Source organism: Streptomyces sp. CNQ329, from assembly GCF_000482585.1.
Genome location: NZ_AXVU01000040.1, coordinates 36439 through 60941 on the forward strand (window position 1 = coordinate 36439; position 24503 = coordinate 60941).

22 protein-coding genes and 1 riboswitch are annotated in these 24503 nt (G+C 73.3%); of the genes, 13 read left to right on the forward strand and 9 right to left on the reverse strand.

Annotated elements, in window-relative coordinates:
• Nucleotide 1: 1 nt before the first annotated feature.
• Both I003_RS0123595 and I003_RS0123600 read right to left on the reverse strand, forming a co-directional pair.
• A complete protein-coding gene (locus tag I003_RS0123595; protein ID WP_027773770.1) occupies nucleotides 2-1393 on the reverse strand; it encodes an APC family permease in 1392 nt (463 codons plus the stop codon).
• Between the two features lie 159 nt (nucleotides 1394-1552).
• Complete coding sequence (locus I003_RS0123600; protein ID WP_037721529.1) at nucleotides 1553-2926, reverse strand: type III PLP-dependent enzyme domain-containing protein; 1374 nt, start codon at nucleotides 2924-2926, stop codon at nucleotides 1553-1555.
• A gap of 150 nt (nucleotides 2927-3076) precedes the next feature.
• Here I003_RS0123600 and hutU point away from each other — a divergent pair, with 150 nt between their 5' ends.
• Genes hutU through hutI form a run of 4 tightly spaced genes read left to right on the forward strand, consistent with a single transcriptional unit; the run spans nucleotide 3077 to nucleotide 8642 of the window.
• Nucleotides 3077-4771 carry a urocanate hydratase gene (gene hutU, locus I003_RS0123605; RefSeq protein WP_037721531.1) on the forward strand — a complete coding sequence of 565 codons (1695 nt, stop codon included), beginning with the start codon at nucleotides 3077-3079 and terminating at the stop codon, nucleotides 4769-4771.
• A 20-nt stretch (nucleotides 4772-4791) separates the two neighbouring features.
• On the forward strand, nucleotides 4792-6045 hold the full coding sequence (locus tag I003_RS32990; protein ID WP_486584351.1) for an allantoate amidohydrolase: 1254 nt from the start codon (nucleotides 4792-4794) through the stop codon (nucleotides 6043-6045).
• On the forward strand, nucleotides 6042-7379 hold the full coding sequence (locus I003_RS0123615; protein WP_027773773.1) for a formimidoylglutamate deiminase: 1338 nt from the start codon (nucleotides 6042-6044) through the stop codon (nucleotides 7377-7379). The genes I003_RS32990 and I003_RS0123615 overlap by 4 nt, the downstream gene beginning before the upstream one ends.
• Nucleotides 7380-7424: 45 nt before the next feature.
• Entirely contained in the window at nucleotides 7425-8642 is a 1218-nt protein-coding gene (gene hutI / locus I003_RS0123620) for an imidazolonepropionase (protein ID WP_027773774.1), read from the forward strand.
• 28 nt (nucleotides 8643-8670) lie between these two features.
• On the opposite strand, the gene I003_RS0123625 is transcribed toward hutI, so the two are convergent.
• The gene (locus I003_RS0123625) at nucleotides 8671-10014 is read right to left on the reverse strand and encodes an alpha/beta fold hydrolase (RefSeq protein WP_027773775.1); all 1344 of its coding nucleotides are present in this window, start codon (nucleotides 10012-10014) and stop codon (nucleotides 8671-8673) included.
• Between the two features lie 51 nt (nucleotides 10015-10065).
• The gene (locus I003_RS0123630) at nucleotides 10066-11043 is read right to left on the reverse strand and encodes an RNA polymerase sigma factor SigF (protein ID WP_027773776.1); all 978 of its coding nucleotides are present in this window, start codon (nucleotides 11041-11043) and stop codon (nucleotides 10066-10068) included.
• Between the two features lie 246 nt (nucleotides 11044-11289).
• On the opposite strand from I003_RS0123630, the gene I003_RS0123635 reads away from it, so the two are divergent.
• Together I003_RS0123635 and I003_RS0123640 are read left to right on the forward strand one after the other, a co-directional pair.
• Nucleotides 11290-11658 (forward strand): STAS domain-containing protein, encoded by a 369-nt coding sequence (locus I003_RS0123635; RefSeq protein ID WP_027773777.1) that lies wholly within the window; start codon nucleotides 11290-11292, stop codon nucleotides 11656-11658.
• Nucleotides 11659-11860: 202 nt separating this feature from the next.
• Nucleotides 11861-12400 carry an ATP-binding protein gene (locus I003_RS0123640; RefSeq protein ID WP_486584349.1) on the forward strand — a complete coding sequence of 180 codons (540 nt, stop codon included), beginning with the start codon at nucleotides 11861-11863 and terminating at the stop codon, nucleotides 12398-12400.
• Here the strand turns inward: I003_RS0123640 and I003_RS35105 are convergent.
• Nucleotides 12306-13481, reverse strand: coding sequence for an alpha/beta fold hydrolase (locus I003_RS35105; RefSeq protein ID WP_486584350.1), 1176 nt, complete (start codon nucleotides 13479-13481; stop codon nucleotides 12306-12308). The genes I003_RS0123640 and I003_RS35105 overlap by 95 nt on opposite strands.
• Before the next feature lie 260 nt (nucleotides 13482-13741).
• Here I003_RS35105 and I003_RS0123650 point away from each other — a divergent pair, with 260 nt between their 5' ends.
• The gene (locus I003_RS0123650) at nucleotides 13742-14416 is read left to right on the forward strand and encodes a response regulator transcription factor (RefSeq protein ID WP_027773780.1); all 675 of its coding nucleotides are present in this window, start codon (nucleotides 13742-13744) and stop codon (nucleotides 14414-14416) included.
• A 27-nt stretch (nucleotides 14417-14443) separates the two neighbouring features.
• A complete protein-coding gene (locus tag I003_RS0123655) occupies nucleotides 14444-15685 on the forward strand; it encodes an ATP-binding protein (protein WP_027773781.1) in 1242 nt (413 codons plus the stop codon).
• Between the two features lie 71 nt (nucleotides 15686-15756).
• On the opposite strand, the gene I003_RS0123660 is transcribed toward I003_RS0123655, so the two are convergent.
• Nucleotides 15757-16383: a GtrA family protein gene (locus tag I003_RS0123660; protein WP_199784345.1), complete on the reverse strand. Its 627-nt coding sequence runs from the start codon at nucleotides 16381-16383 to the stop codon at nucleotides 15757-15759.
• Nucleotides 16384-16517: 134 nt separating this feature from the next.
• Between I003_RS0123660 and I003_RS0123665 the strand changes: the two genes are divergently transcribed.
• From I003_RS0123665 to I003_RS0123675, 3 genes are all read left to right on the forward strand, one after another.
• A complete protein-coding gene (locus I003_RS0123665) occupies nucleotides 16518-17669 on the forward strand; it encodes a 5-(carboxyamino)imidazole ribonucleotide synthase (protein WP_078564299.1) in 1152 nt (383 codons plus the stop codon).
• A 7-nt stretch (nucleotides 17670-17676) separates the two neighbouring features.
• Nucleotides 17677-18192: a 5-(carboxyamino)imidazole ribonucleotide mutase gene (gene purE, locus I003_RS0123670; protein ID WP_027773784.1), complete on the forward strand. Its 516-nt coding sequence runs from the start codon at nucleotides 17677-17679 to the stop codon at nucleotides 18190-18192.
• 214 nt (nucleotides 18193-18406) lie between these two features.
• A complete protein-coding gene (locus I003_RS0123675; protein ID WP_027773785.1) occupies nucleotides 18407-18607 on the forward strand; it encodes a DUF397 domain-containing protein in 201 nt (66 codons plus the stop codon).
• Between the two features lie 260 nt (nucleotides 18608-18867).
• Here the strand turns inward: I003_RS0123675 and I003_RS0123680 are convergent, their stop codons facing one another.
• Both I003_RS0123680 and I003_RS0123685 read right to left on the reverse strand, forming a co-directional pair.
• Nucleotides 18868-19392: a hypothetical protein gene (locus I003_RS0123680; RefSeq protein ID WP_037721541.1), complete on the reverse strand. Its 525-nt coding sequence runs from the start codon at nucleotides 19390-19392 to the stop codon at nucleotides 18868-18870.
• Between the two features lie 69 nt (nucleotides 19393-19461).
• The gene (locus tag I003_RS0123685) at nucleotides 19462-20322 is read right to left on the reverse strand and encodes a Scr1 family TA system antitoxin-like transcriptional regulator (protein ID WP_027773787.1); all 861 of its coding nucleotides are present in this window, start codon (nucleotides 20320-20322) and stop codon (nucleotides 19462-19464) included.
• Between the two features lie 254 nt (nucleotides 20323-20576).
• On the opposite strand from I003_RS0123685, the gene I003_RS0123690 reads away from it, so the two are divergent.
• On the forward strand, nucleotides 20577-21785 hold the full coding sequence (locus I003_RS0123690; protein ID WP_027773788.1) for a dipeptidase: 1209 nt from the start codon (nucleotides 20577-20579) through the stop codon (nucleotides 21783-21785).
• A 240-nt stretch (nucleotides 21786-22025) separates the two neighbouring features.
• Nucleotides 22026-22218, forward strand: a riboswitch (cyclic di-AMP (ydaO/yuaA leader).
• A gap of 3 nt (nucleotides 22219-22221) precedes the next feature.
• Nucleotides 22222-23430, forward strand: a complete 1209-nt coding sequence (locus I003_RS0123695; protein WP_027773789.1) for a transglycosylase family protein — start codon at nucleotides 22222-22224, stop codon at nucleotides 23428-23430.
• A gap of 119 nt (nucleotides 23431-23549) precedes the next feature.
• On the opposite strand, the gene I003_RS0123700 is transcribed toward I003_RS0123695, so the two are convergent.
• A partial coding sequence (locus I003_RS0123700) for a nucleotide sugar dehydrogenase (protein ID WP_027773790.1) occupies nucleotides 23550-24503 on the reverse strand: 954 nt, incomplete at its 5' end.

A 24503-nucleotide genomic window follows, 5' to 3' on the forward strand; every position in this document is an offset into this window, starting at 1 on the left:
TTCACTCCTCCTTCGCCTCGGGCGCTTCCGTAGCCGCCGGTGTGGCCCGCAGGGCGACCTGGTTGACGATCCAGAGCCCGATCCCGATGGCCAGCAGCACACCGGCACGGATGTAGACGTCCGAGGGCCGGTCGGACAGAGGGCTGGCCAGGATCCCGGCGGTGACGGCGCCCAGCACGGGTATCCACGTCGGCGCGCGGAAGTGCTCGTGCTCCACCGGGTCGCGGCGCAGCACGAGCACCGCCACGTTGACGACGGCGAAGACGCACAGCAGCAGGAACGACGTGGTGTCGCCGAGCCCTTCGATCTCGCCCGTCGACACCAGCCCGATCGCCAGCGCCGTGACGAAGACGATCCCGGCCACGGGCGTCCGCCGCCCCGGCAGCACACGCGCCATGCCGCGCGGCAGCACCCGCTCGTTGGCGAGGCCGTAGCAGAGCCGGGAGGCCATCATGATGTTGATCAGCGCCGAGTTGGAGACCGCGAAGAGCGCGATGAGCGCGAACAGCTTCGCGGGGAAGTTCACGCCGCTTTCGTCCACGACCAGCAGCAGTGGCCCGCTGGAGCCCGCCAGCCGGTCGTGGTCGACCATCAGCGAGGAGACGAGCGCGACGAGGACGTAGATCGTGCCGGTGATCGCCACCCCGAGGAAGATCGCCCGCGGGAAGTTCCGTACCGGATCCCGGGTCTCCTCGGCCATGTTCACCGAGTCCTCGAACCCCACGAAGGCGAAGAACCCCAGCGCGGTCGCCCCGAGCACCCCGGTGAGCACGGCGTACCCGGTTCCCCCGGTCTCGAACTCCGTCAGCCGCGACGGCTCGCCGTCACCCGACAGCACGGCGGCGACGCCGATGCCGAGGATGACGAGCAGCCCGGTCACCTCGACGACGGTCAGCACGACGTTGGTCTTCACCGACTCGGAGACACCCCGCAGATTGAGCGAGGCCAGCGCGAGCACGAAGAGGATGGCGATGAGCGTCGGCGAGATGTCGACGAACTCCTGCAGGTAGTCCCCGCTGAACGCGCGCGCGGCGGCGCTGGCGGACGACAGCCCCGAGCACATCACCATGAACGCGACGATGAAGGTCAGGAACGGCACCCGGAACGCCTTCTGGGTGTACAGCGCCGCGCCCGCGGCCCGCGGATACTTGCCGACCAGCTCCACGTACGAGGCGGCGGTGAGCATCGCCACCACGAACCCGATCACGAACGGCACCCACAACGCCCCGCCGATCCGCCCGGCGACGGCCCCGGTGTTGGCGTAGATACCGGTGCCGAGGATGTCGCCGACGACGAAGAGCAGCAGCAACTTGGGCCCGATGGCCCGCTTCAGCGGCGTGCCGCCGTCGTCGGAGGGCGGCGGGCCGGCTGCTTTCGTGGATGAGTTCAGCATGTCCCTGCCAATGCCCGCCTGCCCCTTACATCAACCCCGTACCGCCGCCCCCTGCCGCGGCGCACCCAGGCCGTACGGCTACCCGGCGGACCGGGCGCTACACGAGGAGACGGCGAGGGCCGGGGGCCGCGAGCCGCTCGCGAAGAGGCCGGGGCGGTGTCAGGTGAGGCCGGTCAGGGACGTGCTGTGGGCGCCGCCGGATTCCCGGACGATTTCCGGGAGTGTCTGGGCCGTTCTGACCGTGGCGAAGCGGACTGCGCCCGTGTGGGCGTCCGTGGTGAAGCCGTGGACCGCCGGGCGGGGGAGGCTGTTGTAGGAGAAGGGGTTGGAGAAGTAGTACGCGCCCGTGTCGAGGAGGGCCACGTGGTCGCCCGCCGCCAGCGGAGGGAGTTCGCGGGCGCGGGCCACCAGGTCGCCGGCGAAGCAGCACGGGCCCGCCACGTCCTGGGCGACCGGGGTGCCCGTCCTGGGGTGGCCCGACGCGTCGTACGCCGCCACACGCAGGGGCCAGGCGTCCGGGGCGAAGACGGTGCGGACGGCCACCTGGACGCCCGCGTGGGTGACCGCGATGGGGCGGCCACCGGCGGACTTGGCGTACTCGACGCGGGCCAGCACCAGGCCGTTCTTCGCCAGCAGCGAGCGGCCGAACTCGGTGATCAGGGCGTAGCGGCCGTCGAACAGGCCCGGGATCTCGTCGCGCAGGAGGCGTGCGTAGTCGCGGAAGGCCGGTGTCACTTCGTCGGAGTCGAAGTTGACCGGCAGTCCGCCGCCGATGTCCAGGGTGGTGACCTGCCGGCGGCCGGCCGCCGCGTTGATCTCCTCCGCCAGCTCGTACGCGGCGCGCACGCCCGCGGCCATCAGCGGCAGCGGCACGCCCTGGGAGCCGGTGTGGGTGTGCAGGGCGGTCAGCCAGGGGCGGTCGGCGTACGCGCGGACGAGCCACGCGCGGGCGCCGTCGTCCTGGAGCGTCACGCCGAACTTCGACGTGGCCGTCGCGGTGCTCATCGCGCCGATGCTGCCGCCGCCGACCTGCGGGTTGATCCGTACGCCGATGGTCGAGCGGGTGGGCGCCGAGCGGACCAGGCCGTCGATGCGGGCCAGTTCCTCGGGGTTGTCGGCGTTGACCGCGATGCCCAGGGCCAGCGCGCCGCGCAGCTCCGCGGCGGTCTTGGCGGGGGAGTCGAGCACGGTGCGCTCCGGCGGCACGTCCGCGGCGCGGGCCAGCTCCAGCTCGCCGGGGCTGGCCACCTCCGCGCCCAGGCCCTCGGCGGCGAGCAGCCGCAGCACCGGCACCAGGGCGGCGGCCTTGACCGCGAAGGAGTGCAGCACCGGCGTTCCGGGCGCGACCACCTCGTCGAACGCGGCCCGCAGCGCGCCCGCGGACTCCCGGATGCCCGCGACGTCCAGCAGCCCCGCCACCGGTTGGGCCTCGGACACCAGCCCTTCGGTCAGCGCCGCGCGCACGGCCAGGTCGCGGCGGGCGGCGGGCGGAAGGAGGTCCTGCGGCAAGGGGACCGGCATGTCGTCAGGCATGTCGTCAGTCAATCATCCGGCCGCAAATGTTGTCGTAGGGCGTCCAGGTGTCGGACGCGAGGCAGTCTTGACTAGGGTAATTCAGTCGCGTCAGGATGTGTTTGCATTCATTCAGAACGCGTTTCAGGACGGTGGGCCAGGAGGCAAGGCATGGCAGGACCCCGACCCGTGCGGGCCCCGCGCGGCACCCAGCCCAGCGCCCGCGGATGGCAGCAGGAAGCCGCCCTGCGGATGCTGCAGAACAACCTCGACCCCGAGGTCGCCGAGCACCCCGACAAGCTCGTCGTCTACGGCGGCACCGGCAAGGCCGCCCGCGACTGGGACTCCTTCGACGCCATGGTGCGTACGCTGACGACCCTCGGTCCGGACGAGACCATGCTCGTCCAGTCCGGCCGCCCCGTCGGCGTCATGCAGACCCACGAGTGGGCCCCCCGCGTGCTCATCGCCAACAGCAACCTCGTCGGCGACTGGGCCACCTGGGAGGAGTTCCGCCGGCTGGAGGCGCTGGGGCTGACCATGTACGGCCAGATGACCGCCGGTTCGTGGATCTACATCGGTACGCAGGGCATCCTCCAGGGCACGTACGAGACCTTCGCCGCCGTCGCCGCCAAGCGGTTCGGCGGCACCCTCGCCGGGACGGTCACGCTCACCGCCGGCCTCGGCGGCATGGGCGGCGCCCAGCCGCTCGCCGTCACCATGAACGACGGTGTCGCCCTGTGCGTCGAGTGCGACCCCTCCCGCATCGAACGCCGCCTCCAGCACGGCTTCCTGGATGCGAGGGCCGACGACCTCGACCACGCCCTCCGGCTCGTCACCGAGGCCCGTGACGCCCGCCGCCCGCTGTCCGTCGGTGTCCTGGGCAACGCCGCCGAGGTGGTGCCGCGGCTGCTCGCGGCCGGCGCGCCCATCGACATCGTCACCGACCAGACCTCCGCCCACGACCCGCTCGCGTACCTCCCCCTCGGCGTCGACTTCGCCGACATGGCCGCGTACGCCGCCGAGAAGCCCGCCGACTTCACCGTCCGGGCCCGCGAGTCGATGGCCCGGCACGTCGAGGCCATGGTCGGCTTCCAGGACGCCGGCGCCGAGGTCTTCGACTACGGCAACTCGATCCGCGGCGAGGCCAGGCTCGCCGGCTACGCCCGTGCCTTCGACTTCCCCGGCTTCGTCCCCGCCTATATCCGCCCCCTGTTCAGCGAGGGCAAGGGCCCCTTCCGCTGGGCCGCTCTCTCCGGCGACCCGAAGGACATCGCCGCCACCGACCGCGCCATCCTCGACCTCTTCCCCGGAAACGAGTCGCTGGCCCGCTGGATCCGGCTGGCCGGCGAGCGCGTGCACTTCCAGGGCCTGCCCGCCCGCATCTGCTGGCTCGGCTACGGCGAGCGCGACCGGGCCGGCGAGCGGTTCAACGCCATGGTGGCGAGCGGCGAGCTGGCCGCGCCGCTGGCCATCGGCCGCGACCACCTCGACTGCGGCTCGGTGGCGTCCCCGTACCGCGAGACCGAGGGCATGCGCGACGGCTCCGACGCGATCGCGGACTGGCCGCTGCTCAACGCCATGGTCAACGTCGCCTCCGGCGCTTCCTGGGTCTCTGTCCACCACGGCGGCGGCGTCGGCATGGGCCGCTCGCTCCACGCCGGCCAGGTCACCGTCGCCGACGGCACGGCGCTCGCGGGCGAGAAGATCCGCCGGGTACTGACCAACGACCCGGGCATGGGCGTCATCCGGCACGTCGACGCGGGCTACGAGCGGGCCGAGGAGATCGCGGCGGAGCGGAACGTGCGCGTACCGATGCGGGAGCGCACGGCCCCGGCGGGGGAGCACACGGAAAGCGGCCCCGCGTGAGCCCGTCCTCGTTCCAGGAGATGTGGCGCGAGCTGCGGCCCCTCGGCCGGTACGCGCCCTCCGGCGGCTACCGCCGGTTCGCCTGGACGGACGCCGACGCCGACTGCCGGGCCTGGTTCCGCGCGCAGGCCGCGGCGCGCGGACTCGCGTACGAGACCGACCGCAACGGCAACCAGTGGGCCTGGCTCGGCGACCCGGCGGCCGGCGGCGCCGTCGTCACCGGCTCCCACCTCGACTCCGTACCCGACGGCGGGGCCTTCGACGGCCCCCTCGGCGTCGTCTCCGCCTTCGCCGCCCTCGACGAGCTGCGCGCCCGCGGCGCCCGCCCCGCGCGTCCCCTCGGCGTCGTCAACTTCGCCGACGAGGAGGGCGCCCGCTTCGGGCCGGCCTGCGTCGGCTCCCGGCTCACCGCCGGGCAGCTCACCACCGCCGCCGCCCACGAGCTGCGCGACGCCGACGGCGTCACCCTGCCGCGGGCGATGGAGCGCGCCGGCCACGACCCCGCCGCCCTCGGCCCCGACCCCGGGAGACTGGCGCGCATCGGCGCCTTCGTCGAGCTGCACGTCGAGCAGGGCGTGGCGCTCGCCGGTACGGACCACCCGGTGGGCGTGGCGTCCGCGATCTGGCCGCACGGCCGGTGGCGGTTCGACTTCCGCGGCGAGGCCAACCACGCGGGCACCACCCGGATGGAGGACCGCCGCGACCCGATGCTCACCTACGCCCACACGGTGCTCTCCGCCCGCAAGAAGGCCGCGCAGGCCGGTGCCCGCGCCACCTTCGGCAAGGTCGCCGTGGAGCCCAACGGCGTCAACGCCGTCCCCGCGCTCGTCCGCGGCTGGCTCGACTCCCGCGCGGCCGACGAGGAGACCCTGCACACCCTCGTCGCCGCCGTCGAGCAGGCCGCCCGCGAGCGCGCCGGCCGTGACGGCACCGCGGTGGAGGTCACCCGCGAGTCGCTGACGCCGGTCGTCGACTTCGACCACGCCCTGCGCGACCGCCTCGCCGCGCGCCTCGGCGGTGCGCCCCTGCTCCCGACGGGGGCGGGACACGACGCCGGGATCCTGTCCGGCGCGGTGCCGGCGGCCATGCTGTACGTACGCAATCCGACGGGCGTCTCGCACGCGCCGGCCGAGTGGGCGGACGAGGACGACTGCGCGGCGGGCGTACGGGCGCTGGCGGACGTGCTGGCGGACCTGGCCGGCGACGGGGATCCGGACCCCGCGGGGCGGGCCCGTCGGCCGGAGGCGGCGGAACGGTCGGAAGGGGTCGTGTGACGGCGTACTGGGCGGAGCAGGCGTGGGTCGGCGGCGTCGTCGAACCCGGGGTCGTCCTGGAGACAGAGGCGTCCGGCGGGCTGCTCGCCGCGGTACGGACCGGGACGGCCGGCCCGCCGCCGGGCGCCACCGTGCTGCGGGGTCTCACCCTCCCCGGCCTGGCGAACGCCCACAGCCACGCCTTCCACCGCGCCCTGCGCGGCACCGTCCAGGTCGGTTCCGGCACGTTCTGGACCTGGCGCGAGGTGATGTACGGCGTCGCCGACCGGCTCACCCCCGACACGTACTACGACCTCGCCCGTGCCGTGTACGCCGAGATGGCGCTCGCCGGGATCACCTGCACCGGCGAGTTCCACTACGTCCACCACGCCCCCGGCGGCGCCCGTTACGACGATCCCAACGCGATGGGCCACGCCCTCATCGCCGCCGCCGCGGCTGCCGGTATCCGGCTGACCCTGTTCGACGCCGCGTACCTGGCCGGCGGCTTCGGCGAGCCGCCGGCCCGGCACCAGCTCCGCTTCAGCGACGGCGACGCCGACGCGTGGGCGGAACGCGCCGCGGCCCTGGCCCCCGACGACACCACGCGCATCGGCGCCGCCGTCCACTCCGTACGCGCCGTCCCCGCCGACCGGCTCGCCGTCGTCGCCGACTGGGCCGGCCGGCGCCGCGCCCCGCTGCACGTCCACCTCTCCGAGCAGCCCGCCGAGAACGAGGCGTGCGCCGCCGCCCACGGCGTCACCCCGGCCCGTCTCCTCGCCGACCACGGCGTCCTCGGCCTGCGCACCACCGCGGTGCACGCCACCCACCTCACCGCCGACGACATCGCGCTCCTCGGCCGCAGCGGCACCGGCGTGTGCATGTGCCCCACCACCGAGCGGGACCTCGCGGACGGCATCGGCCCGGCGGTGGCGGTGGAGCGGGCGGGCAGCCCGCTGTCGCTGGGCAGCGACAGCCACGCCGTGATCGACCTCTTCGAGGAGGCGCGGGCGCTGGAGCTGAACGAGCGGCTGCGTACCCGCCGCCGCGGCCACTGGACCGCCCACCACCTGCTGCGCGCCGCTACCGAGGTCGGCTACGCCGCCCTCGGCTGGGACGCTCCGGCCCGGCTGGAGCCGGGCGGGTTCGCGGACTTCACCACTGTGGCGCTCGACAGCGTGCGCACGGCGGGCGCGTTGCCGCGGCTCGGCGCGGAGACGGCGGTGTTCGCGGCGACGGCGGCGGACGTGCGGCACACGGTGGTGGGTGGCCGGCACGTCGTACGGGACGGGGTGCACGCGCTCGTGGAGGACGTGCCGGGGGCGCTGGCGGCGGCGATCGGGGCGCTGCGCGGCTGACCGACGTATCCGAACCCGCAGCAACCGACCCACGAGGGCAGGAACATGACCGCCGCAGCCACCGCCACAGCCATCGTCAACATCGGCAGCCTCGTCACCAACGACCCGGCCCTCGGGGACGGCCCGCTCGGCCTGCTCCACAACGCGGCCGTGGTCTTCGACGGCGACCGGGTCGCCTGGGTCGGCGCGGCCGGCGCGGCGCCGGCCGCGGACGCGGTGTACGACGCGGCGGGCCGGGCGCTGCTCCCGGGCTTCGTCGACTCCCACTCCCACCTCGTCTTCGTCGGCGACCGCACCGGCGAGTTCGCCGCCCGCATGTCGGGGCGCCCCTATACGGCCGGGGGCATCCGCACGACGGTCGCCGCCACCCGCGCCGCCACCGACGGGGAACTGCGGGCCAACCTCGCCTCCTTCGTCCGCGAGATGCTCCGCCAGGGCACGACGACGCTGGAGACCAAGTCCGGCTACGGGCTGACGGTCGCGGACGAGGCGCGGGGGCTGCGGGTTGCGGCGCAGGAGGTGGCGGAGGTGGAGGAGGTCACGTACCTCGGTGCGCATGTCGTCCCGCCGGAGTACGGGGACGACCCCGGCGGGTACGTCGATCTGGTCACCGGCGAGATGCTGGACGCCTGCGCGCCGTACGTGCGGTGGATCGACGTCTTCTGCGAGAAGGGTGCGTTCGACGGGGACCAGGCGCGGGCGATCCTGGCGGCCGGCAAGGCGCGCGGCCTGACTCCGCGGGTGCACGCCAACCAACTGTCGTACGGGCCGGGCGTGCAGCTCGCCGTCGAGCTGGAGGCCGCCTCCGCGGACCATCTGACGCACCTGACCGACGCGGACCTGGCCGCGCTCGCGTCGGGAGTGACGGTGGCGACGTTCCTGCCGGGCTGCGAGTTCTCGACCCGGGCGGTCTATCCGGACGTGCGGCGGGTGCTGGACGCGGGCGTGACGGTGGCGCTGTCCACGGACTGCAACCCGGGCTCGTCGTTCACCAGCTCCATGCCGTTCTGTGTGGCCGTCGCGGTACGGGAGATGGGCATGACACCGGACGAGGCGGTGTGGTCCGCGACGGCGGGCGGCGCGGCGGCGCTGCGGCGCACGGACGTGGGCCGCCTCGCGCCGGGCGCACGGGCGGACGCGGTGCTGCTGGACGCGCCGAGCCACGTGCACCTGGCGTACCGGCCGGGGGTGCCGCTGGTGACGGAGGTGTGGCGGCGGGGGGACCGGGTGACGCGGGTGAGCGCGCTGCCCGCCGGCAACTGAGGAGCGGCGAAGAACGCAGGCGTGCCGGTCAGCAACTGGGGCCGCCGTCCGGGTCGGCCGAGGGGCGTGCCGTCAGATGGTCCACCGCCGTGCGCTCCGCGCACTCGTTGCCGAAGCCCACCAGGCCGTGCCGCCTGCCCGGCACCGTCAGCAGCGGCGCCCGGAACCGCATCGCGACCCGCTCCGCGCCCGCCGCCGGGGTGCGGATGTCGTCCTCGCTGTTGACCAGCAGCAGATCCGCCCCGCCGGCCGTGCCGTGGCCCCCGGCGCCGCGCGCCGGGCGGACCGCGCCCAGCGGCTGCCCGCGCCCCGGCCAGTGCACGCAGGGGGTGTAGTCGCGGATCACCGTCCGCCTGCGCCACCGTGGCTCGTCGGCGTCGTCCAGCTCCCGCAGCAGCGCCCGCAGGCTCCCCGGCCACCGGAAGTCCGTGCAGTGCACCCCCAGGAAGAGCGCGAGCGGCGGCGGCCCCGGGTCCAGTTCGTCGAACGCCGCCCGCACGTCGGCCGGTACCCGCTTCGGTACGGTCCTGGCCGCCGGCTCGGGCACCTGCTCGTCGTCCAGTTCCCGGCGGGTGTGCAGCGTCCTCAGTACGTAGGACGTGCCCGGCCGGTCCGGGTCGACGACCCCGTCGAAGACCGCGGCGCGCACCCGCTCCGGGTGGCGGGTGAGGTAGACCTGGCCGGCCACGGTGGCGTACGAGTGCAGCAGCAGACTGATCCGTTCCTCGCCCAGCGCCCGCCGGACCCGCTCCAGGTCCGTGGCGGCGGCGCGGGAGCCGAGACGGGCCAGCAGCGGGCCGTAGGAGAGGCGGCAGCCCTCGATGTAGTCGCGGGCGGCGGCGTCGGCGGCGCTGACGTCCCGGACGCGCCGCAGGCTGCGCGGGGTGCCGAGGCGGTCCAGGGCGCCGTGGGGCTCGCCGCAGTCGACGCGGTGGCTGCGGCCGGTGCCGCGGCGGTCGTAGCCGACGATGTCGAACCGGTCGCGCAGCGCGCGCGGGTAGTCGACGCCGGCGGACACGGCCTCCTGGAGACCCGACAGACCCGGCCCGCCGGGCGCGAGGACGAGCGCGCCGATGCGGCGCCCGGGGTCGCGGGCGGGCAGGCGGGAGAGCGCCAGGCGCAGGGTTTCGCGGCTGTCGCCGCCGACGGGCACGGTGACGCCGCGGCATGCGCGCCGCTCCATGCCCGTCAGCGGGCAGGGGGTCCACCCGCCGTCGCCGGGGGCCGGTTCGGGGGAAGGCGCTCCGGCGCCGGGCGGCTGTGACCCGTCCCCGTCCGGGCTGCCGCACGCGCCCGTCCACGCCAGCGCCAGGGCGGTGAGCAGGGCGAGTACCGGGGCCGGCCGGCCGGTCCGCCTCCGGGTGGGGGCCATGGGGTGATCATGGCACCGCCTCCCCGGAAACCCGGGGAGGCGGCCCCCGGCTCACTCCTCGACCATCAGCCCTCTGCGCAGCCGCACCAGGGTCCGCGACAGCAGCCGCGAGACGTGCATCTGGGAGATGCCCAGCTCCTCGCCGATCTCCGACTGGGTCATGTTGGCCACGAAGCGCAGCGAGAGGATCTTCCGGTCGCGCGGCGCCAGTTCCGCTATCAGCGGCTTGAGGGACTCGACGTACTCGATGCCCTCCAGGCCGTGGTCCTCGTAGCCGATGCGGTCGGCGAGGGTGCTCTCGGAGTCGTCCTCCTCGGGCTGTGCGTCCAGCGAGCTGGCGGTGTAGGCGTTCGAGGCGGCCATGCCCTCGACCACCTCGTCGCGGCCGATGTCCAGCCGCGCGGCCAGCTCGTCGACCGTGGGCGCGCGGTCGAGCTGCTGTGCCAGCTCGTCGCCCGCCTTCGCCAGGTCGAGGCGCAGCTCCTGCAGCCGCCGCGGGACGCGTACGGACCACGAGGTGTCGCGGAAGAAGCGCTTGATCTCGCCGATGATCGTCGGCATCGCGAAGGTGGGGAACTCCACGCCGCGGGTGGGCTCGAAGCGGTCGATCGCCTTGATGAGCCCGATCGTGCCGACCTGGATGATGTCCTCCATCGGCTCGCTGCGCGAGCGGAACCGGGAGGCGGCGAACTTCACCAGCGCCAGGTTGAGTTCGATCAGGGTGTTGCGCACGTACGAGTATTCGTGGGTGCCCTCTTCGAGGGTGCCGATCCGGTCGAAGAGCGTCTTCGACATGGCCCGCGCGTCCGCGGGGGCGACCTCGTCGAAGGCGATGCCCTCCAGCTCGTCGATGCTGCCCGTGAACGGGGCCGCGGCGTCCTCGATCGCGGCGTCCGCGGCGTCCTCGGCGCCGGCCGCGCTACGGGCCTCGCCGGTCTGCGCGCCGTGGCGCTCCGTATGGTCGTCGCCGTGCTCGGCGTGGGGTCGTGCCTGCGGCGTGCTGGCCGCTGCGGCGAGCCGGGGTGACATGGGTCCTCCATGGTTCTCGGCATGTGGCTGCCGATGCCGTTTCTTTTCCGTTGTGGTCTGCGGCGCCTCCCAAGGCCACGTTTTCGTGAGTGCTTCTAAGCCCTACCCGCTTCTCCCGTCCAGTGCAAGAATCAGGTGTCCATATTTGCCCCTTTATGTTGGCTGTTCGGGTGCCGAACGTGTGACCAAAGGCGTAGGGTCGGGGCTGCACCGCCCGACAGCCCGAAGGTCAGGAGACAAGCCCGCATGGACGCCGGAACCGCCGGAAGCCCGAGCCGCGGCCGACTGCACGTCGACGTGCAGGTTCATGGCGGGAGCGCCGTCCTCACACCTGCGGGTGAACTGGATTACCACACGGCGGAGGTGCTGCGGGAGCCCCTGGAGCGATGTCTCGCCGACGGCCGCAGCCGGCTCGTACTCGACTGCTCCCGTCTGGACTTCTGCGACTCGACCGGGCTGAACGTGCTCCTCGGTGCCCGCCTCAAGGCGGAGGCGGGCGGCGGTGCCGTGCACCTTGCGGGGCTGCAGCCCGTGGTCGCCAGAGTCTTCGAGATCACGGGTGCGGAGGCGGTCTTTTCCGTCCACGACACCCTGGAGGCCGCTCTCGTGGAGTGACCTCTCTTGCCGCCGGATGCCGGGTGGGGCCGGTGCGGCAGGTGATGCGCGTCACAGGGTCTTGGGGAAACTCGGGGGTGTTTCCGCGATCTCGTAGGGCAGAAGCCCAGGCGAAACTTCTGGAACGGGCAGGAAGGGCACGAATGCGCGGACGGGGTGCGCGAACGCGCTTGCGGTTGCGCGAAGGGGGTGTCGTGAGCCGATGAGCTTCAGGTCGTTGCCGCCGGGAGCAGTGCCGCCGGAGGGCGAGGCCGGCAGCGGCGCCGCCGCCCCCGCGCGCCCGGACGGCGGTGACGCGGCGTCACCGGCCGCCGCCGAAGAGCCCGCCCCCGCGGGACAGGTGCGCAGGCTGCGACTCGTCGGTGCCAGCGGCATGGTGCCCCGCGCCCGCGACTTCGCCCGCCGGGCGCTGGAGGACTGGGGCTGGCTGCCCGCGGTCAGCGCGGAGCAGCGCGCGGCGGCGGAGGACGTCCTGCTCGTCGTCTCGGAACTGGTGACGAACGCCTGCCTGCACGGCGGCGGCCCGGACGAACTGCGGCTGCGGGCGGCGGGGAAGGTGCTGCGGCTGGAGGTCAGCGACGCCGGCACGGGCACCCCCGAACCGCGCACCCCGCACCGGGCCAGCAGGCCGGGCGGGCACGGGATGTTCATCGTGCAGAGGCTCTGCCTCGACTGGGGCGTCCAGCGGGAGACGGGAGCGACGGGCAAGACGGTGTGGGCCGAGCTGTCGGCGCCGGTGTAGCCCGCCCTGCGTACCGCGGCCCGTTCCCCGTGCGGGCCACTGGCCGGTCGCCCGACGTGCCCCGGCCGCCGCACGTCGTACGAGCCGGCCGTCCTACGCCCCCGCCCGCCGCGTACGCCTGGCCGACCCGCTCCCGCAGCCACCCCTCGACCTCCCCCACCACCCCCGGCCGGGTCAGCAGCCGCATCCCGTGCGCGCTGCCCGGCACCACCCGCACCCGTACCTCACCCGCCGGCATCCCGCGCGCCCGCTCCGCCGCCGCCACCGCCGCCGAGTGGTACGCCGGCACGAAGTCGTCCGCGGAGTGCAGCAGCAGCATCGGGGCGTCGTCCCGGCCGGACGCCCCGCTCCGCGGGTCCAGCGACCGCCACGCCCGCCGGCAGCCCGGGTCCGCCGACACCGCGGGCGTGCCGTCCGGTACGCACCCCGCCAGCCGCTCCGCGCTCGCCCGCAGCCGCCGCCCCGCCGCCGTCGCTCCGGCCGCCCCGCCGTCCAGCCAGGCCCGGTACGGCGACACCACCGGCGACAGCGCCACCACCCCGGCGGTGCGTGAACTCCCCGCGCCGTACATGGCGGCGGCCACGGCGAGCTGCCCGCCCGCCGACGAGCCCAGCACCGCCACCCGCGCCGGATCCACGGCGTACGCGGCGCCGTGGTGCCGCACCCACCGCAGCGCGGCCAGCACGTCGTCGCGCTGCGCCGGCCACGGCACGCCGGGACTGAGGCGGTAGCCGGCGTCGAAGACCGCGTAGCCGCGGCGGGCGAAGGCCCGCGCCCAGTCGCTCCAGTCGGTGTCGTACGACCAGTAGCCGCCGTGCAGGATGACGAGCCCGGCGCGCGGCGCGCGGCGCGGCTGCCAGTGGACGGTGACCCGCTGCCGCGGATGCGCCCCGTACGCCTCGACGCTGCGCCGGAGCGCCCCGTCCGCGCCCTCCGCCCGGTCCCCGGCCGCCCGACGCTCGGGCCCACGCTCGGCGGGTGCCGTCCCGGCCGGCTGCACCGCCCCCGCCAAGAGCGCCGCGGCGGTACCGAGCACCGCGGCCACGAACCGCCGCCGCCACCGGACCCGTACCGCAGCCATCGCACCTGCCTTGCACCACCGCGTCGCGGGCCGGCCGGCCCGGTGACCTCATGGTCGCCGACGACGCCCGGCCCCGCGATCCGGCGGCGCCCGCCCTGCGATCCAGGGCCCGCGATCCGCTGCCCGCGATCCGGGCCCCCCGTGACCCGGCGGCGCAGACCGGCGCACGGCACGTGCGGGGCGTTCGACCCGATACCGGGAGGTGAGCGAACCCGACGCCACCGGCACACTCTCGGTGACGCGAGGTCTACCATCGCACCATGACCCGAGTACTGCTGGCCGAGGACGACGCGGCCATCTCGGAACCGCTGGCCCGCGCGCTGCGCCGGGAGGGCTACGAGGTGGAGGTCCGGGAGGACGGTCCCACGGCGCTCAGTGCCGGGCTCCGCGGCGGCGTCGACCTCCTCGTGCTCGACCTGGGACTGCCGGGCATCGACGGGCTGGAGGTGTGCCGGCGGCTGCGCGCCGACGGGCACGGCTTCCCCGTGCTGGTGCTCACCGCACGCGCGGACGAGGTGGACACCGTCGTCGGCCTCGACGCGGGCGCCGACGACTACGTCACCAAGCCCTTCCGCCTCGCCGAACTGCTCGCCCGGGTGCGCGCCCTGCTGCGCCGCGGCTCCAGTGAGGCGCAGCCGCCGGCCACCCACGGCGTACGCATCGACACCGACTCCCACCGCGCCTGGCTCGGCGACGAGGAACTGCAGCTCACCGCGAAGGAGTTCGACCTGCTGCGGGTGCTGGTGCGCGACGCGGGCCGGGTGGTCACGCGCGAGCAGTTGATGCGCGAGGTGTGGGACACCACCTGGTGGTCGTCGACGAAGACGCTCGACATGCACATCTCCTGGCTGCGCAAGAAGCTCGGCGACGACGCCACGAACCCCCGCTACATCGCGACGGTCCGCGGCGTGGGCTTCCGCTTCGAGAAGAGTTAGGGCCGCCCTCCGCGGCCTCCGGCAGTCATGCGCAGACGGCTCATCAACAGCACCCTGGCGGTGGTGCTCGTCGTCATCGCCGTCTTCGGCGTCTCGCTCGTCATCGTCGAGACCCGCACCATCGAAGCCGCCGCGAAGGACAGGGTGCAGTCCGAGGCCGTGCGGCTGTTCAGCGTCGTGGAAGGCAAGATCGCCGACGACGAGCGGGTGACCCGGCGGGCGCTCGCCGGGCAGGTCACCGACGGGCGGTACGCGGAGGTGGATCTGCCGGGCGGACCGGCGATCACGATAGGGGAGCGCCCCGAGGGCTCGGTCATCGAGGTCACCGAGACCGGCAGCAGGGGCGAGCGGGTCACGGTCATGGAGGCCCGCGAGCGGGTCAACAGCGAGCTGGTTCAGACCCTGCTGATCATCTTCGCCGTGGCGCTGCTCGCCGTCGGCGCCGCCGTGCTGCTCGCCGTCCGCCAGGCCAACCGCCTCACCGCCCCGCTCACCGACCTCGCCGAGACCGCCGAGCGCCTGGGCTCCGGCGACCAGCGCACCCGCCACCGCCGCTACGGCGTCCCCGAGCTGGACCGGGTCGCCGACGTGCTGGACGCCAGCGCCGAGCGGATCGCGCGGATGCTCACCGCCGAGCGGCGGCTGGCGGCGGACGCCTCGCACCAGCTCCGTACGCCGCTGACGGCGCTGTCCATGCGGCTGGAGGAGATCGCGCTCACCGACGACCCGGCGACGGTCAAGGAGGAGGCGGCGGTCGCGCTCACCCAGGTGGAGCGGCTGACGGACGTGGTGCAGCGGCTGCTGACCAAGGCCCGCGACCCCAAGGCGGGCGCGGGGATGGGCTTCGACCTGGACGAGGTCGTCAAACAGCAGATCGAGGAGTGGCGGCCTGCGTACCGCGGCGAGGGGCGGGCGATCGTCCGCTCCGGCAGGAAGAACCTGCGCGCGGTGGGCACGGCGGGCGCGGTGGCGCAGGTGCTGGCGACACTGATCGAGAACGCGCTGATGCACGGCGCCGGGACCGTCGCCCTGCGCACCCGGGTCACGGGCAACCAGGTGGTGGTCGAGGTCACCGACGAGGGCCCGGGCGTGCCCGCCGACCTCGGCTACCGGGTCTTCGAGCGCACGGTCAGCGGGCGCAACTCCACGGGGCTGGGGCTCGCGGTCGCCCGTGACCTGGCGGAGGCGGACGGGGGGCGGCTGGAGCTGGTGCAGCGGAAGCCGACGACGTTCGCGCTGTTCCTCGCGCGGGAGCACGAGGATCACTGAGGGAGCGCACCTGCGGGGGTGTCCACCGAGGGGGCGTACGGGCCGCGCACGGCGGGCCCGGAACGCGGACGCTACCCCCGCGCTCCGACCGCCTCTTCCCGGGCCTCAGGACCCCCGGGTTCCCCCGGCTCCCCCCGCTCCTCGGGCTCGCGCGGCTTCCGCCGGCCGCCCGGGATCCGCATGTCCGGGGCCGCGGCTATCTCGCCGGCTTCCCCCGCTTCGCCGGCTTCGGCGGCCGGGGCGGGCGCGACGGCGGGCCGGGCCGCGGGCACCGCACGGAACACCCAGCTCCTGTACGAGCAGAAGCGGAACAGCGACGCCACCCCGATGCCCAGGAACTTGAAGATGTTGTTCTGCAGGGGGGTGTCCCAGTCGAACCCGTACGTGGCCACGTAGAGCACGCCGTTCTCGATGACGAGACCGGCGGAGCTGAAGGCGAGGAAGAGCGAGAACTCGCGGGGCGGCCGGGTCTTGTCCCGGTCGCGGTAGGTGAAGTACCGGAAGCCTATGTAGTTGAAGATGATCGCGACGGCCGTCGCGATCATGCTGCAGCGGACCACGGGCAGCTCCGTGGTGTTCCGCACGAGGTTGAAGACCGCGAGGTTGACCAGGACGCCGACGCCCCCGACCGCCGCGAACGCGGCCACCTCGCGGCTCAGGCGCCGCAGCCGCGATACCCCCGGATGCCGTGCACTCATCAAGATCGTCAGACTCCGATGGTCGGTTGCGTTCCCCTGGTCCCGGTCTTCTCCGGCGTACCGGAGCCCTCATGCTAACCGGGCCCGCTGACGGAGGGGGCGGTCCGGTCCGCCCGGCCGATACGCTGGGGAGCGTGACATTCCCGGTAGTCGGCATGATCGGCGGGGGGCAGCTCGCCCGGATGACCCACGAGGCGGGCATCCCCCTCGGCATCAGGTTCAAGCTCCTCAGCACCACCACGACGGACTCCGCCGCCCTGGTGGCGGGCGACACGGTCGTCGGGGACCACCGTGATCTGGATACGCTGCGTGCGTTCGCCCGCGGCTGCGACGTGATCACGTTCGACCACGAACACGTGCCGACCGGGCATCTGCGTGCCCTGCAGGCCGAAGGGGTCGCCGTCCGGCCCGGTCCGGACGCGCTGGTGTACGCGCAGGACAAGGGCGCGATGCGGGCCCGGCTGACGGAGCTGGGCATCCCCTGCCCGCGGCACCGGATCGTGGCCGGCCCGGCGGACGTGGCGCGCTTCGCGCGCGAGGGTGGCGGTTTCCCGGTCGTGCTGAAGACGGTGCGCGGCGGGTACGACGGCAAGGGCGTGTGGGTCGTACGCACGGAGGAGGACGCCGCAGAGCCGTTCCGCGCGGGCGTCCCGGTGCTGGCCGAGGAACTGGTCGACTTCCGGCGCGAGCTGGCCGCGAACGTCGTCCGCTCGCCCAGCGGCCAGGCGGTCTCCTACCCGGTGGTGGAGTCCATCCAGGTCGGCGGTGTCTGCGACACCGTCCTCGCCCCGGCGCCCGGGCTGGCGCCGGAGGTCGCCGCGCGGACGCAGCAGCTCGCGCTGCGGATCGCGAAGGAACTGGACGTCGTGGGCCACCTCGCGGTGGAGCTGTTCGAGGCGGAAGGACCCGGCGGCGAGCCCCGGATCCTCGTCAACGAGCTGGCCATGCGCCCGCACAACTCCGGCCACTGGACCCAGGACGGCGCCGTCACCTCGCAGTTCGCCAACCACGTGCGCGCCGTGCTCGACCTGCCGCTCGGCGACCCGCGCCCGCGTGCACCGTGGACGGTGATGGCGAACGTCCTCGGCGGCGACTACCCCGACATGTACCCGGCCTACCTGCACTGCATGGCCCGGGACCCGGGGCTGAAGATCCACATGTACGGCAAGGACGTGAAGCCCGGCCGCAAGGTCGGCCACGTCAACACCTACGGCGACGACCTGGACGAGGTGCGCGCCCGCGCCCGCCACGCCGCCGACTACCTGCGGGGGACGATCACGGAATGAGCACCGTATGAGCGCGGGGGACAGCCCGCTGGTCGGCATCGTCATGGGCTCCGACTCCGACTGGCCGGTGATGGAGGCGGCGGCGCGGGCGCTGGAGGAGTTCGAGATCCCGTACGAGGTCGACGTCGTCTCCGCGCACCGGATGCCGCGCGAGATGATCGCCTACGGCGAACAGGCGGCCGTCCGCGGCCTGCGCACCCTCATCGCCGGCGCCGGCGGCGCCGCCCACCTCCCGGGCATGCTCGCCTCCGTCACCCCCCTCCCGGTCATCGGTGTCCCGGTCCCCCTGAAGTACCTCGACGGCATGGACTCCCTGCTGTCCATCGTCCAGATGCCCGCGGGCGTCCCGGTCGCCACGGTCTCCGTGGCCGGCGCCCGCAACGCGGGCCTCCTGGCCGCACGCATCCTGGCGGCCCACGACGAGGACCTGCGAGCCCGGATGACGACGTTCCAGGACCACCTGAACGCCCAGGCCCACGAGAAGGGCGCCCGCCTCCGCCGCACAACCACCCGGGACGGCTGAGCACCCCACCGGCCGGGCGGATACGGCTTGTTCGTGTCTGGTGGTCGGATTTGGGGCACTCCTACAATTGTCGGCTTCAGTGCAACACGACCGGTGGCCTCACGTGCCCGATTGGTCAATGCCGGGAACCCTCTGTGTGGCCACGCGGGGGGACGCTAGGGTCTACGGGTTGCGGTTGCCCGGAGGCCCACGGAAGGGTCGCCAGGGGGTGGCTGTGGCGGTTGAGGAACAGTCCGCATGGCGCAAGAGCAGCTTTAGCGAGGCCGAGGACGGATGTGTCGAGTTCGCCGTACAGGACGGATCCGTGCTGATGCGCGACTCGAAGAATCCGGCCGGGTCGGTGCTCGTGTTCACGCCCACCGCCTGGAGCGACTTCCTCGCGGCCGTGGCGTCCGGGGAGTTAGCCGGCTCCTGACCGGCTCGCCACTGCCAGGGGGAGTGAGTTCGTGGAGGCCAGGGGTGTGAGAACGCTGTCTTCCGGGGGGGACGGCCACCGGCGCGCGTCGTGGGGCCCGGGGACCGCCGCGTACTGCCTGGCCGGCGGAGCCGCGGCCACGGTCATGGCGGCTGCCCTGTCGCTGTTAGCCGACAGTGTGATGGTGAAGCGCGTGGTGTGGATCGTGGTGACGCTCGGAGTGGCGGTCGCCGCGGGGATCTGGCGGGCGCTCGCCCCGGTTACGGAGGATCGGCGCGGTGACGCGCATCTCCCGCCCGGCCCGCGGATGGGATCGCCCCGTCGGCGCCGGGCGATCCGGTGAAAAGGGTCTGAATCTTCTTCGTTACGGCGAACGCCAGGGCCGCGACCAGCGTGGATAGGACGAAGCCGGCCGCCGCCTGCAGAACGCGCGAGCCGGCTATCCGGAGGCCGCCGACGGAGTAGACCGTCAGCAGGGCGCAGCCCGTCACGATCACGACGGCGAGGACCCAGGAGAAGAGGCTCGCCTGCAGCCGCCGGATGTACTGCGTGGTGCTGTCCTGCTCCTCCTGCCGACGTCGGTCTGCCCGGGCGTCTTCCAGGCGAATGAGCTGATCGACCGACGCCGGGTCGCGTATCGCCTCCAGCGTGACCTGATCCGCCGAAACGGGGGCTCCACAGGCCCCGTCCGCCACCGCGGGTGCCAGGGGTGCCTGCGTCCCCGCGGCAGGTTCGGCCGAGCCGGCGGCTGCGGGAGCCTGCTGGCCAAGGCTGAGCAACCACATGAGCAACCGACTGAGGTGCAAGGCCGCCCTCCCGATGACTCCGGCCGTCGACGCTCTGCGCCCGGGCCTTCAGCGAGTGCCGAACTCGGTCTTGATGCGGTCCAGGAGCTCGATGGCGTCGTCCCCTCCGAGTGAGCGGCTGCTGACCGTGTCGAAGCATTCCTGGTAGCGCGACAGCAGTTCGAGGTCGTCACGGTTGGTCAAGCTGCCGGCGGCGTGCTCCACGTACAGCAGGTCGTCCTCGTCGTCGCCGAGGCTGAGCAGAACGAAGCTACCGAGCGTGCTGTAGTGCGCGCCGGCGGTCAGGGGCAGCACCCGGATGGTCACCTTCGGCTCCGCGCTCATCCGGATGAGGTGATCGAGCTGACCGCGCATCACGGCCGGAGTGCCGATCTGCCGGCGCAGGGCCGCCTCGTCGAGGACGAAGGACGACTCGGGACCGGTGTCGCCGTCGAACGTCCGCTCCTGACGTGCCATGCGCAAGTCCACGACCTTGCGCGCCCGGCTCTCCTCGACACGCGGTGCCAGCAGCGCCATGGCGTAGTCCTGGGTCTGCAGCGCACCGGGGACGACGATCGGGTGGTACGTACGGATCGACTCCGCGGCGCTCTCGTAGCCGAGGTACTTGGCGAACTGCGGCGAGACCAGCTCGCTGTACCGCGCCCACCAACTCGCCCCCTTACTCCCCCGGGCAGCCTCCTCCATCTCGGCCACCAGCTCAGGGTCGTCGACACCGTAGAGGTGCAGCATCGCCCTGAGATCAGTGACCGACACGCTGACCGTGGCCATCTCGATGCGGATCACCTTGGACAGGGACCAGTCGAGCTCGTCAGCGGCCTGGCGCTGCGTCAGCCCGGCCTTGCCGCGCGCCCTGCGCAGCTCCTGGCGTAGCTTGCGGCGATTGAGGCTGGGGTCCGCTGCCTGGGACATGTTGCTCCTCGGGTGACATGAAGCGTAGGTATGGTAGCTGTCAGCCGGAGGCTGATCGCGCCTAGCTGTCCGAGACTGGTCAATTGGACTCTATCATTATGACACATGTCATTCGTGCGGTGGCGCTTCGGCACCTTCGGAGATTGGTCCAGAGGACTCTGGTCCGGAGGGGGAGCCGCGCCGACCTGGGTGCGGGTGGGTCGGCCTGCGCGGATAGCGTGTACCTCACGCTATCCGCGCAGGGAGGACGACCCATGACCGGCGAACTGCTCGCGCGTGCGCGCGACGTGCTGCGTGCACACCCCGTCGTCGACGGGCACAACGACCTTCCCTGGGCCCTGCGCGAGCAGGTGACGTACGACATCGACCGGCGCGACATCGCCGTCGACCAGAGCGGGCGGCTGCACACCGACATCCCGCGGCTGCGGGCCGGCGGGGTGGGGGCGCAGTTCTGGTCCGTGTACGTGAGTACGGAGCTGGCCGGGGACGCTGCCGTGAGCGCGTGTCTGGAGCAGATCGACGTGGTGCGGCAGCTCGTCGACCGCTACCCGGGTGAGCTGCGGCTCGCCGTGACCGCCGACGAGGTGGAGGCGGCGCGGGCCGACGGGCGGATCGCCTCGCTGATGGGGGCCGAGGGTGGGCACTCCATCGCCAACTCACTGGCCACCCTGCGCGCCCTGCACCGTCTCGGCGTGCGGTACATGACGCTCACGCACAACGACAACACCGACTGGGCCGACTCCGCCACCGACGAGCCGCGGCACGGCGGGCTCACCGCGTTCGGCGAGGAGGTGGTGCGCGAGATGAACCGGGTCGGCATGCTCGTCGATCTCTCCCACGTCGCTCCGGCCACCATGCGGCACGCGCTGCGCGTCACGGAGGCGCCGGTGGTTTTCTCCCATTCGTCCGCGCGTGCCCTGTGTGACCACCCGCGCAACATTCCCGATGATGTGCTGGCCATGCTTCCCGGCAACGGCGGTGTGGCGATGGCCACGTTCGTGCCGAAGTTCGTCCTGCCCGCCGCCGTGGAGTGGACCTCGGAGGCGGACGAGCACATGCGGGCCCGGGGCCTGGACCCGTTCGGCGCGGACGACGAAGCGGTCCGTGTGCGGCGTGCGTTCGAGGAGGCGAATCCGCGGCCGGAGGCGACGGCCGCGACCGTGGCGGATCATCTGGATCATATGCGTGAAGTGGCTGGAATCGAACATATCGGTATCGGCGGCGACTTCGACGGCACGCCGTTCACCCCCGCCGACCTCGCCGACGTGGCCGGTTATCCGCATCTCGTCGCCGAGCTGCTGCACCGGGGCTGGTCGGAAGAAGACCTGGCCAGGCTGTTGTGGGGCAACGCGCTGCGGGTGTTGCGCGACGCCGAGGCGGCGGCGCGCGAAGTGGCGGCGCGGCGCGGCCCGTCGATCGCCACCATCGAACAGCTCGACGGTCCTCCGGGTGCCCCGGAGTGAGCAAAGTGACGTATGTCACTCACAGAATTCTCCTCTCATGGGGCCATGTGTCCGACTCCTCTGCTATCGACAAGTCTCCACCGGCAAGGGGTAATTGAGGAGCGGCGCCGGATGCGGCGATTGTCGGGCTGATTCCGATGTGACGTGGGGAACGGCCTTGATGACGTTTCACAGCTTGTTCTGTTTTCGGCTGTGTGTTTACGGTGCTCGCCGTGCTCGCTCCACCGATGCGGGTACCTCGTCGCCGTAACGCCGAATCCTGTCGGCGGCGACGGGCAGGCACTTCAGCTTTCACGGCAGGAGCGGGGGACCCAGGTAAGTGCCGGAACGTGCGCAGGCATGGGACGGCTTGGGGTGAAGCCATGCTCCGCATGGCCGGGCATCTCCAGCTCGAACCCGACAGCTCACCTCGCAGGCGTCGGAGAGGAGCATGTCCATGTCCGCACGCGGACGTCACCGTCGCCTGGGCCGGATAGCCCGGGGCCGCAGGGCCCTCATCGTCTCCGCCGGCAGCGCCGGCGTCGCCCTTCCGCTCATCGCCGGCGGCCACGCCCAGGCCGCCTCCGTCGACACCTGGGACCGCGTGGCCCAGTGCGAGAGCGGCGGCGACTGGAGCATCAACACCGGTAACGGCTTCTACGGCGGCCTGCAGTTCGTGCAGAGCACCTGGGAGGGCTACGGCGGCACCCAGTACGCGCCGCGCGCCGACCAGGCCACCAAGGAGCAGCAGATCGAGATCGCCGAGAAGGTGCTCGCCTCGCAGGGCCCCGGCGCCTGGCCGGTCTGCTCCGTCCAGGCCGGGCTCACCCAGGGCGGCCCCGCCCCGGACCTCTCCACCGGCGGCGGCGAGGAGGCCCGGCAGGAGAGCGGGCCCGAGACGCAGCCCGCGAAGGACGAGGCCCCGAAGCAGGAGCGGACACCGGAGAAGAAGCCGGAGAAGAAGTACGAGAACCCCGGCGACTACACCGTCGTCTCCGGCGACACCCTGTGGGACATCGCCCGCAAGCACGGCATCGCGGGCGGCTGGCAGTCGATCTACGAGGGCAACAAGGACGTCATCGGCGACGACCCGGACCTGATCTTCCCCGGTCAGAAGTACGAGTTCGACGGTGGCGAAGAGGTCACCCTGGAGGAGCCGGAGGCGCCGGCCGAGCAGTCCGCGACGCAGCAGGACGAGCCGGCGGCCGAGGAGCAGCAGGCGGAGGAGCAGCCCGCCGAGGCCGCTCCGGCGGGCGGGTTCTCCGCCCCGGTCGACGCCGGCCTGTCCACCGCGTACCGGGCCGCGGGCGGCTCGTGGTCCAGCGGTTACCACACCGGTGTCGACTTCTCCGCCGGCTCCGGCACCCCGGTCAAGGCCGTCTCCTCCGGCACCGTCGTCAAGGCGGGCAACGGCGCCGACGGCGGCGCGTACGGCATCGCCGTCGTGATCAAGCACGACGACGGCCACTACAGCCAGTACGCCCACCTGTCGTCCACCTCGGTGAGCGTGGGCCAGAGCGTGGGCGCCGGCGAGCAGATCGGCCTGTCCGGCTCCACCGGCAACTCCACCGGGCCGCACCTGCACTTCGAGGTGCGCACCAGCCCGGACTACGGTTCGGACATCGACCCGGTCGCGTACCTGCGCGACAACGGCGTCACCGTCTGAGGATCCCCCGTATGGCGCGGCCCTCCGTTTCCGGCGGAACGGGGGGCCGCGCCGTACGCCGTCCGCGGCCCGCGGTCCGAGGGGCCGGCCCGCCGGGCCCGGCGCCGCCCGGTCCCGGGCTACGCCGCCGGGCGGCCCATGGCGCGGAAGGTCCAGCCCGCGGCGCGCCACGGCGCCGGGTCGAGGGTGTTGCGGCCGTCGATCAGGTGCGGCCGGGAGACGACCGTCGCCAGATGCGCGGGGTCGAGCGTGCGGAACTCCGGCCACTCGGTGAGGTGGAGCACGATGTCGGCGCCGCGCAGCGCGTCCTCCGCCGACGCGGCGTAGCCCAGGGTGGGGAAGACCCGGCGGGCGTTGTCCGTGCCCTTGGGGTCGTGGACGGTGACCTGGCCGCCCTGGAGGTGGATCTGTCCGGCGACGTTGAGTGCGGGGGAGTCGCGTACGTCGTCGGAGTCGGGCTTGAACGTCGCGCCCAGGACGGCGATGCGGCGTCCGAGGAAGGTGTCCCCGCAGGCTTCGCGGGCCAGTTCGACCATGTGGGCGCGGCGGCGCATGTTGATCGAGTCGACTTCGCGCAGGAACGTCAGCGCCTGGTCCACGCCGAGTTCCCCGGCGCGGGCCATGAAGGCGCGGATGTCCTTGGGCAGGCAGCCGCCGCCGAACCCGATGCCGGCGCGCAGGAACTTCTTGCCGATCCGCTCGTCGTAGCCGATGGCCTCGGCGAGCTTGACGACGTCACCGCCGGCCGCCTCGCAGATCTCGGCCATCGCGTTGATGAAGGAGATCTTCGTGGCGAGGAAGGCGTTGGCGGAGGTCTTCACCAGCTCGGCGGTCGGATAATCGGCGACCACGAACGGCGTACCGTTACCGACCGGCCCCGCGTACACCTCCCGCAGCAGTCCCTCCGCGCGCTCGCTCGCCACACCGACGACGATGCGGTCGGGGCGCAGGGTGTCCTCGACGGCGAAGCCCTCGCGCAGGAACTCCGGGTTCCACGCCAGCTCCGCCTGCTCGCCCGCCGGGGCCAGCTCCGCCAGCCGGCGCGCCAGCCGGGCCGCGGAGCCCACCGGCAC

Coding starts and splice junctions, on each gene's coding strand:
- I003_RS0123640 (WP_486584349.1), top strand. CDS start 11,861: ATGAGCTTCAGGTCGTTGCCGCCGGGAGCAGTGCCGCCGGAGGGCGAG.
- I003_RS0123635 (WP_027773777.1), top strand. CDS start 11,290: ATGGACGCCGGAACCGCCGGAAGCCCGAGCCGCGGCCGACTGCACGTC.
- I003_RS0123680 (WP_037721541.1), bottom strand. CDS start 19,392: ATGTGGTTGCTCAGCCTTGGCCAGCAGGCTCCCGCAGCCGCCGGCTCG.
- I003_RS0123690 (WP_027773788.1), top strand. CDS start 20,577: ATGACCGGCGAACTGCTCGCGCGTGCGCGCGACGTGCTGCGTGCACAC.
- I003_RS0123655 (WP_027773781.1), top strand. CDS start 14,444: ATGCGCAGACGGCTCATCAACAGCACCCTGGCGGTGGTGCTCGTCGTC.
- I003_RS0123630 (WP_027773776.1), bottom strand. CDS start 11,043: ATGTCACCCCGGCTCGCCGCAGCGGCCAGCACGCCGCAGGCACGACCC.
- purE (WP_027773784.1), top strand. CDS start 17,677: ATGAGCGCGGGGGACAGCCCGCTGGTCGGCATCGTCATGGGCTCCGAC.
- I003_RS32990 (WP_486584351.1), top strand. CDS start 4,792: ATGTGGCGCGAGCTGCGGCCCCTCGGCCGGTACGCGCCCTCCGGCGGC.
- I003_RS0123660 (WP_199784345.1), bottom strand. CDS start 16,383: ATGAGTGCACGGCATCCGGGGGTATCGCGGCTGCGGCGCCTGAGCCGC.
- I003_RS0123600 (WP_037721529.1), bottom strand. CDS start 2,926: ATGCCTGACGACATGCCGGTCCCCTTGCCGCAGGACCTCCTTCCGCCC.
- I003_RS35105 (WP_486584350.1), bottom strand. CDS start 13,481: ATGGCTGCGGTACGGGTCCGGTGGCGGCGGCGGTTCGTGGCCGCGGTG.
- I003_RS0123650 (WP_027773780.1), top strand. CDS start 13,742: ATGACCCGAGTACTGCTGGCCGAGGACGACGCGGCCATCTCGGAACCG.
- hutI (WP_027773774.1), top strand. CDS start 7,425: ATGACCGCCGCAGCCACCGCCACAGCCATCGTCAACATCGGCAGCCTC.
- I003_RS0123595 (WP_027773770.1), bottom strand. CDS start 1,393: ATGCTGAACTCATCCACGAAAGCAGCCGGCCCGCCGCCCTCCGACGAC.
- hutU (WP_037721531.1), top strand. CDS start 3,077: ATGGCAGGACCCCGACCCGTGCGGGCCCCGCGCGGCACCCAGCCCAGC.
- I003_RS0123685 (WP_027773787.1), bottom strand. CDS start 20,322: ATGTCCCAGGCAGCGGACCCCAGCCTCAATCGCCGCAAGCTACGCCAG.
- I003_RS0123695 (WP_027773789.1), top strand. CDS start 22,222: ATGTCCGCACGCGGACGTCACCGTCGCCTGGGCCGGATAGCCCGGGGC.
- I003_RS0123625 (WP_027773775.1), bottom strand. CDS start 10,014: ATGGCCCCCACCCGGAGGCGGACCGGCCGGCCGGCCCCGGTACTCGCC.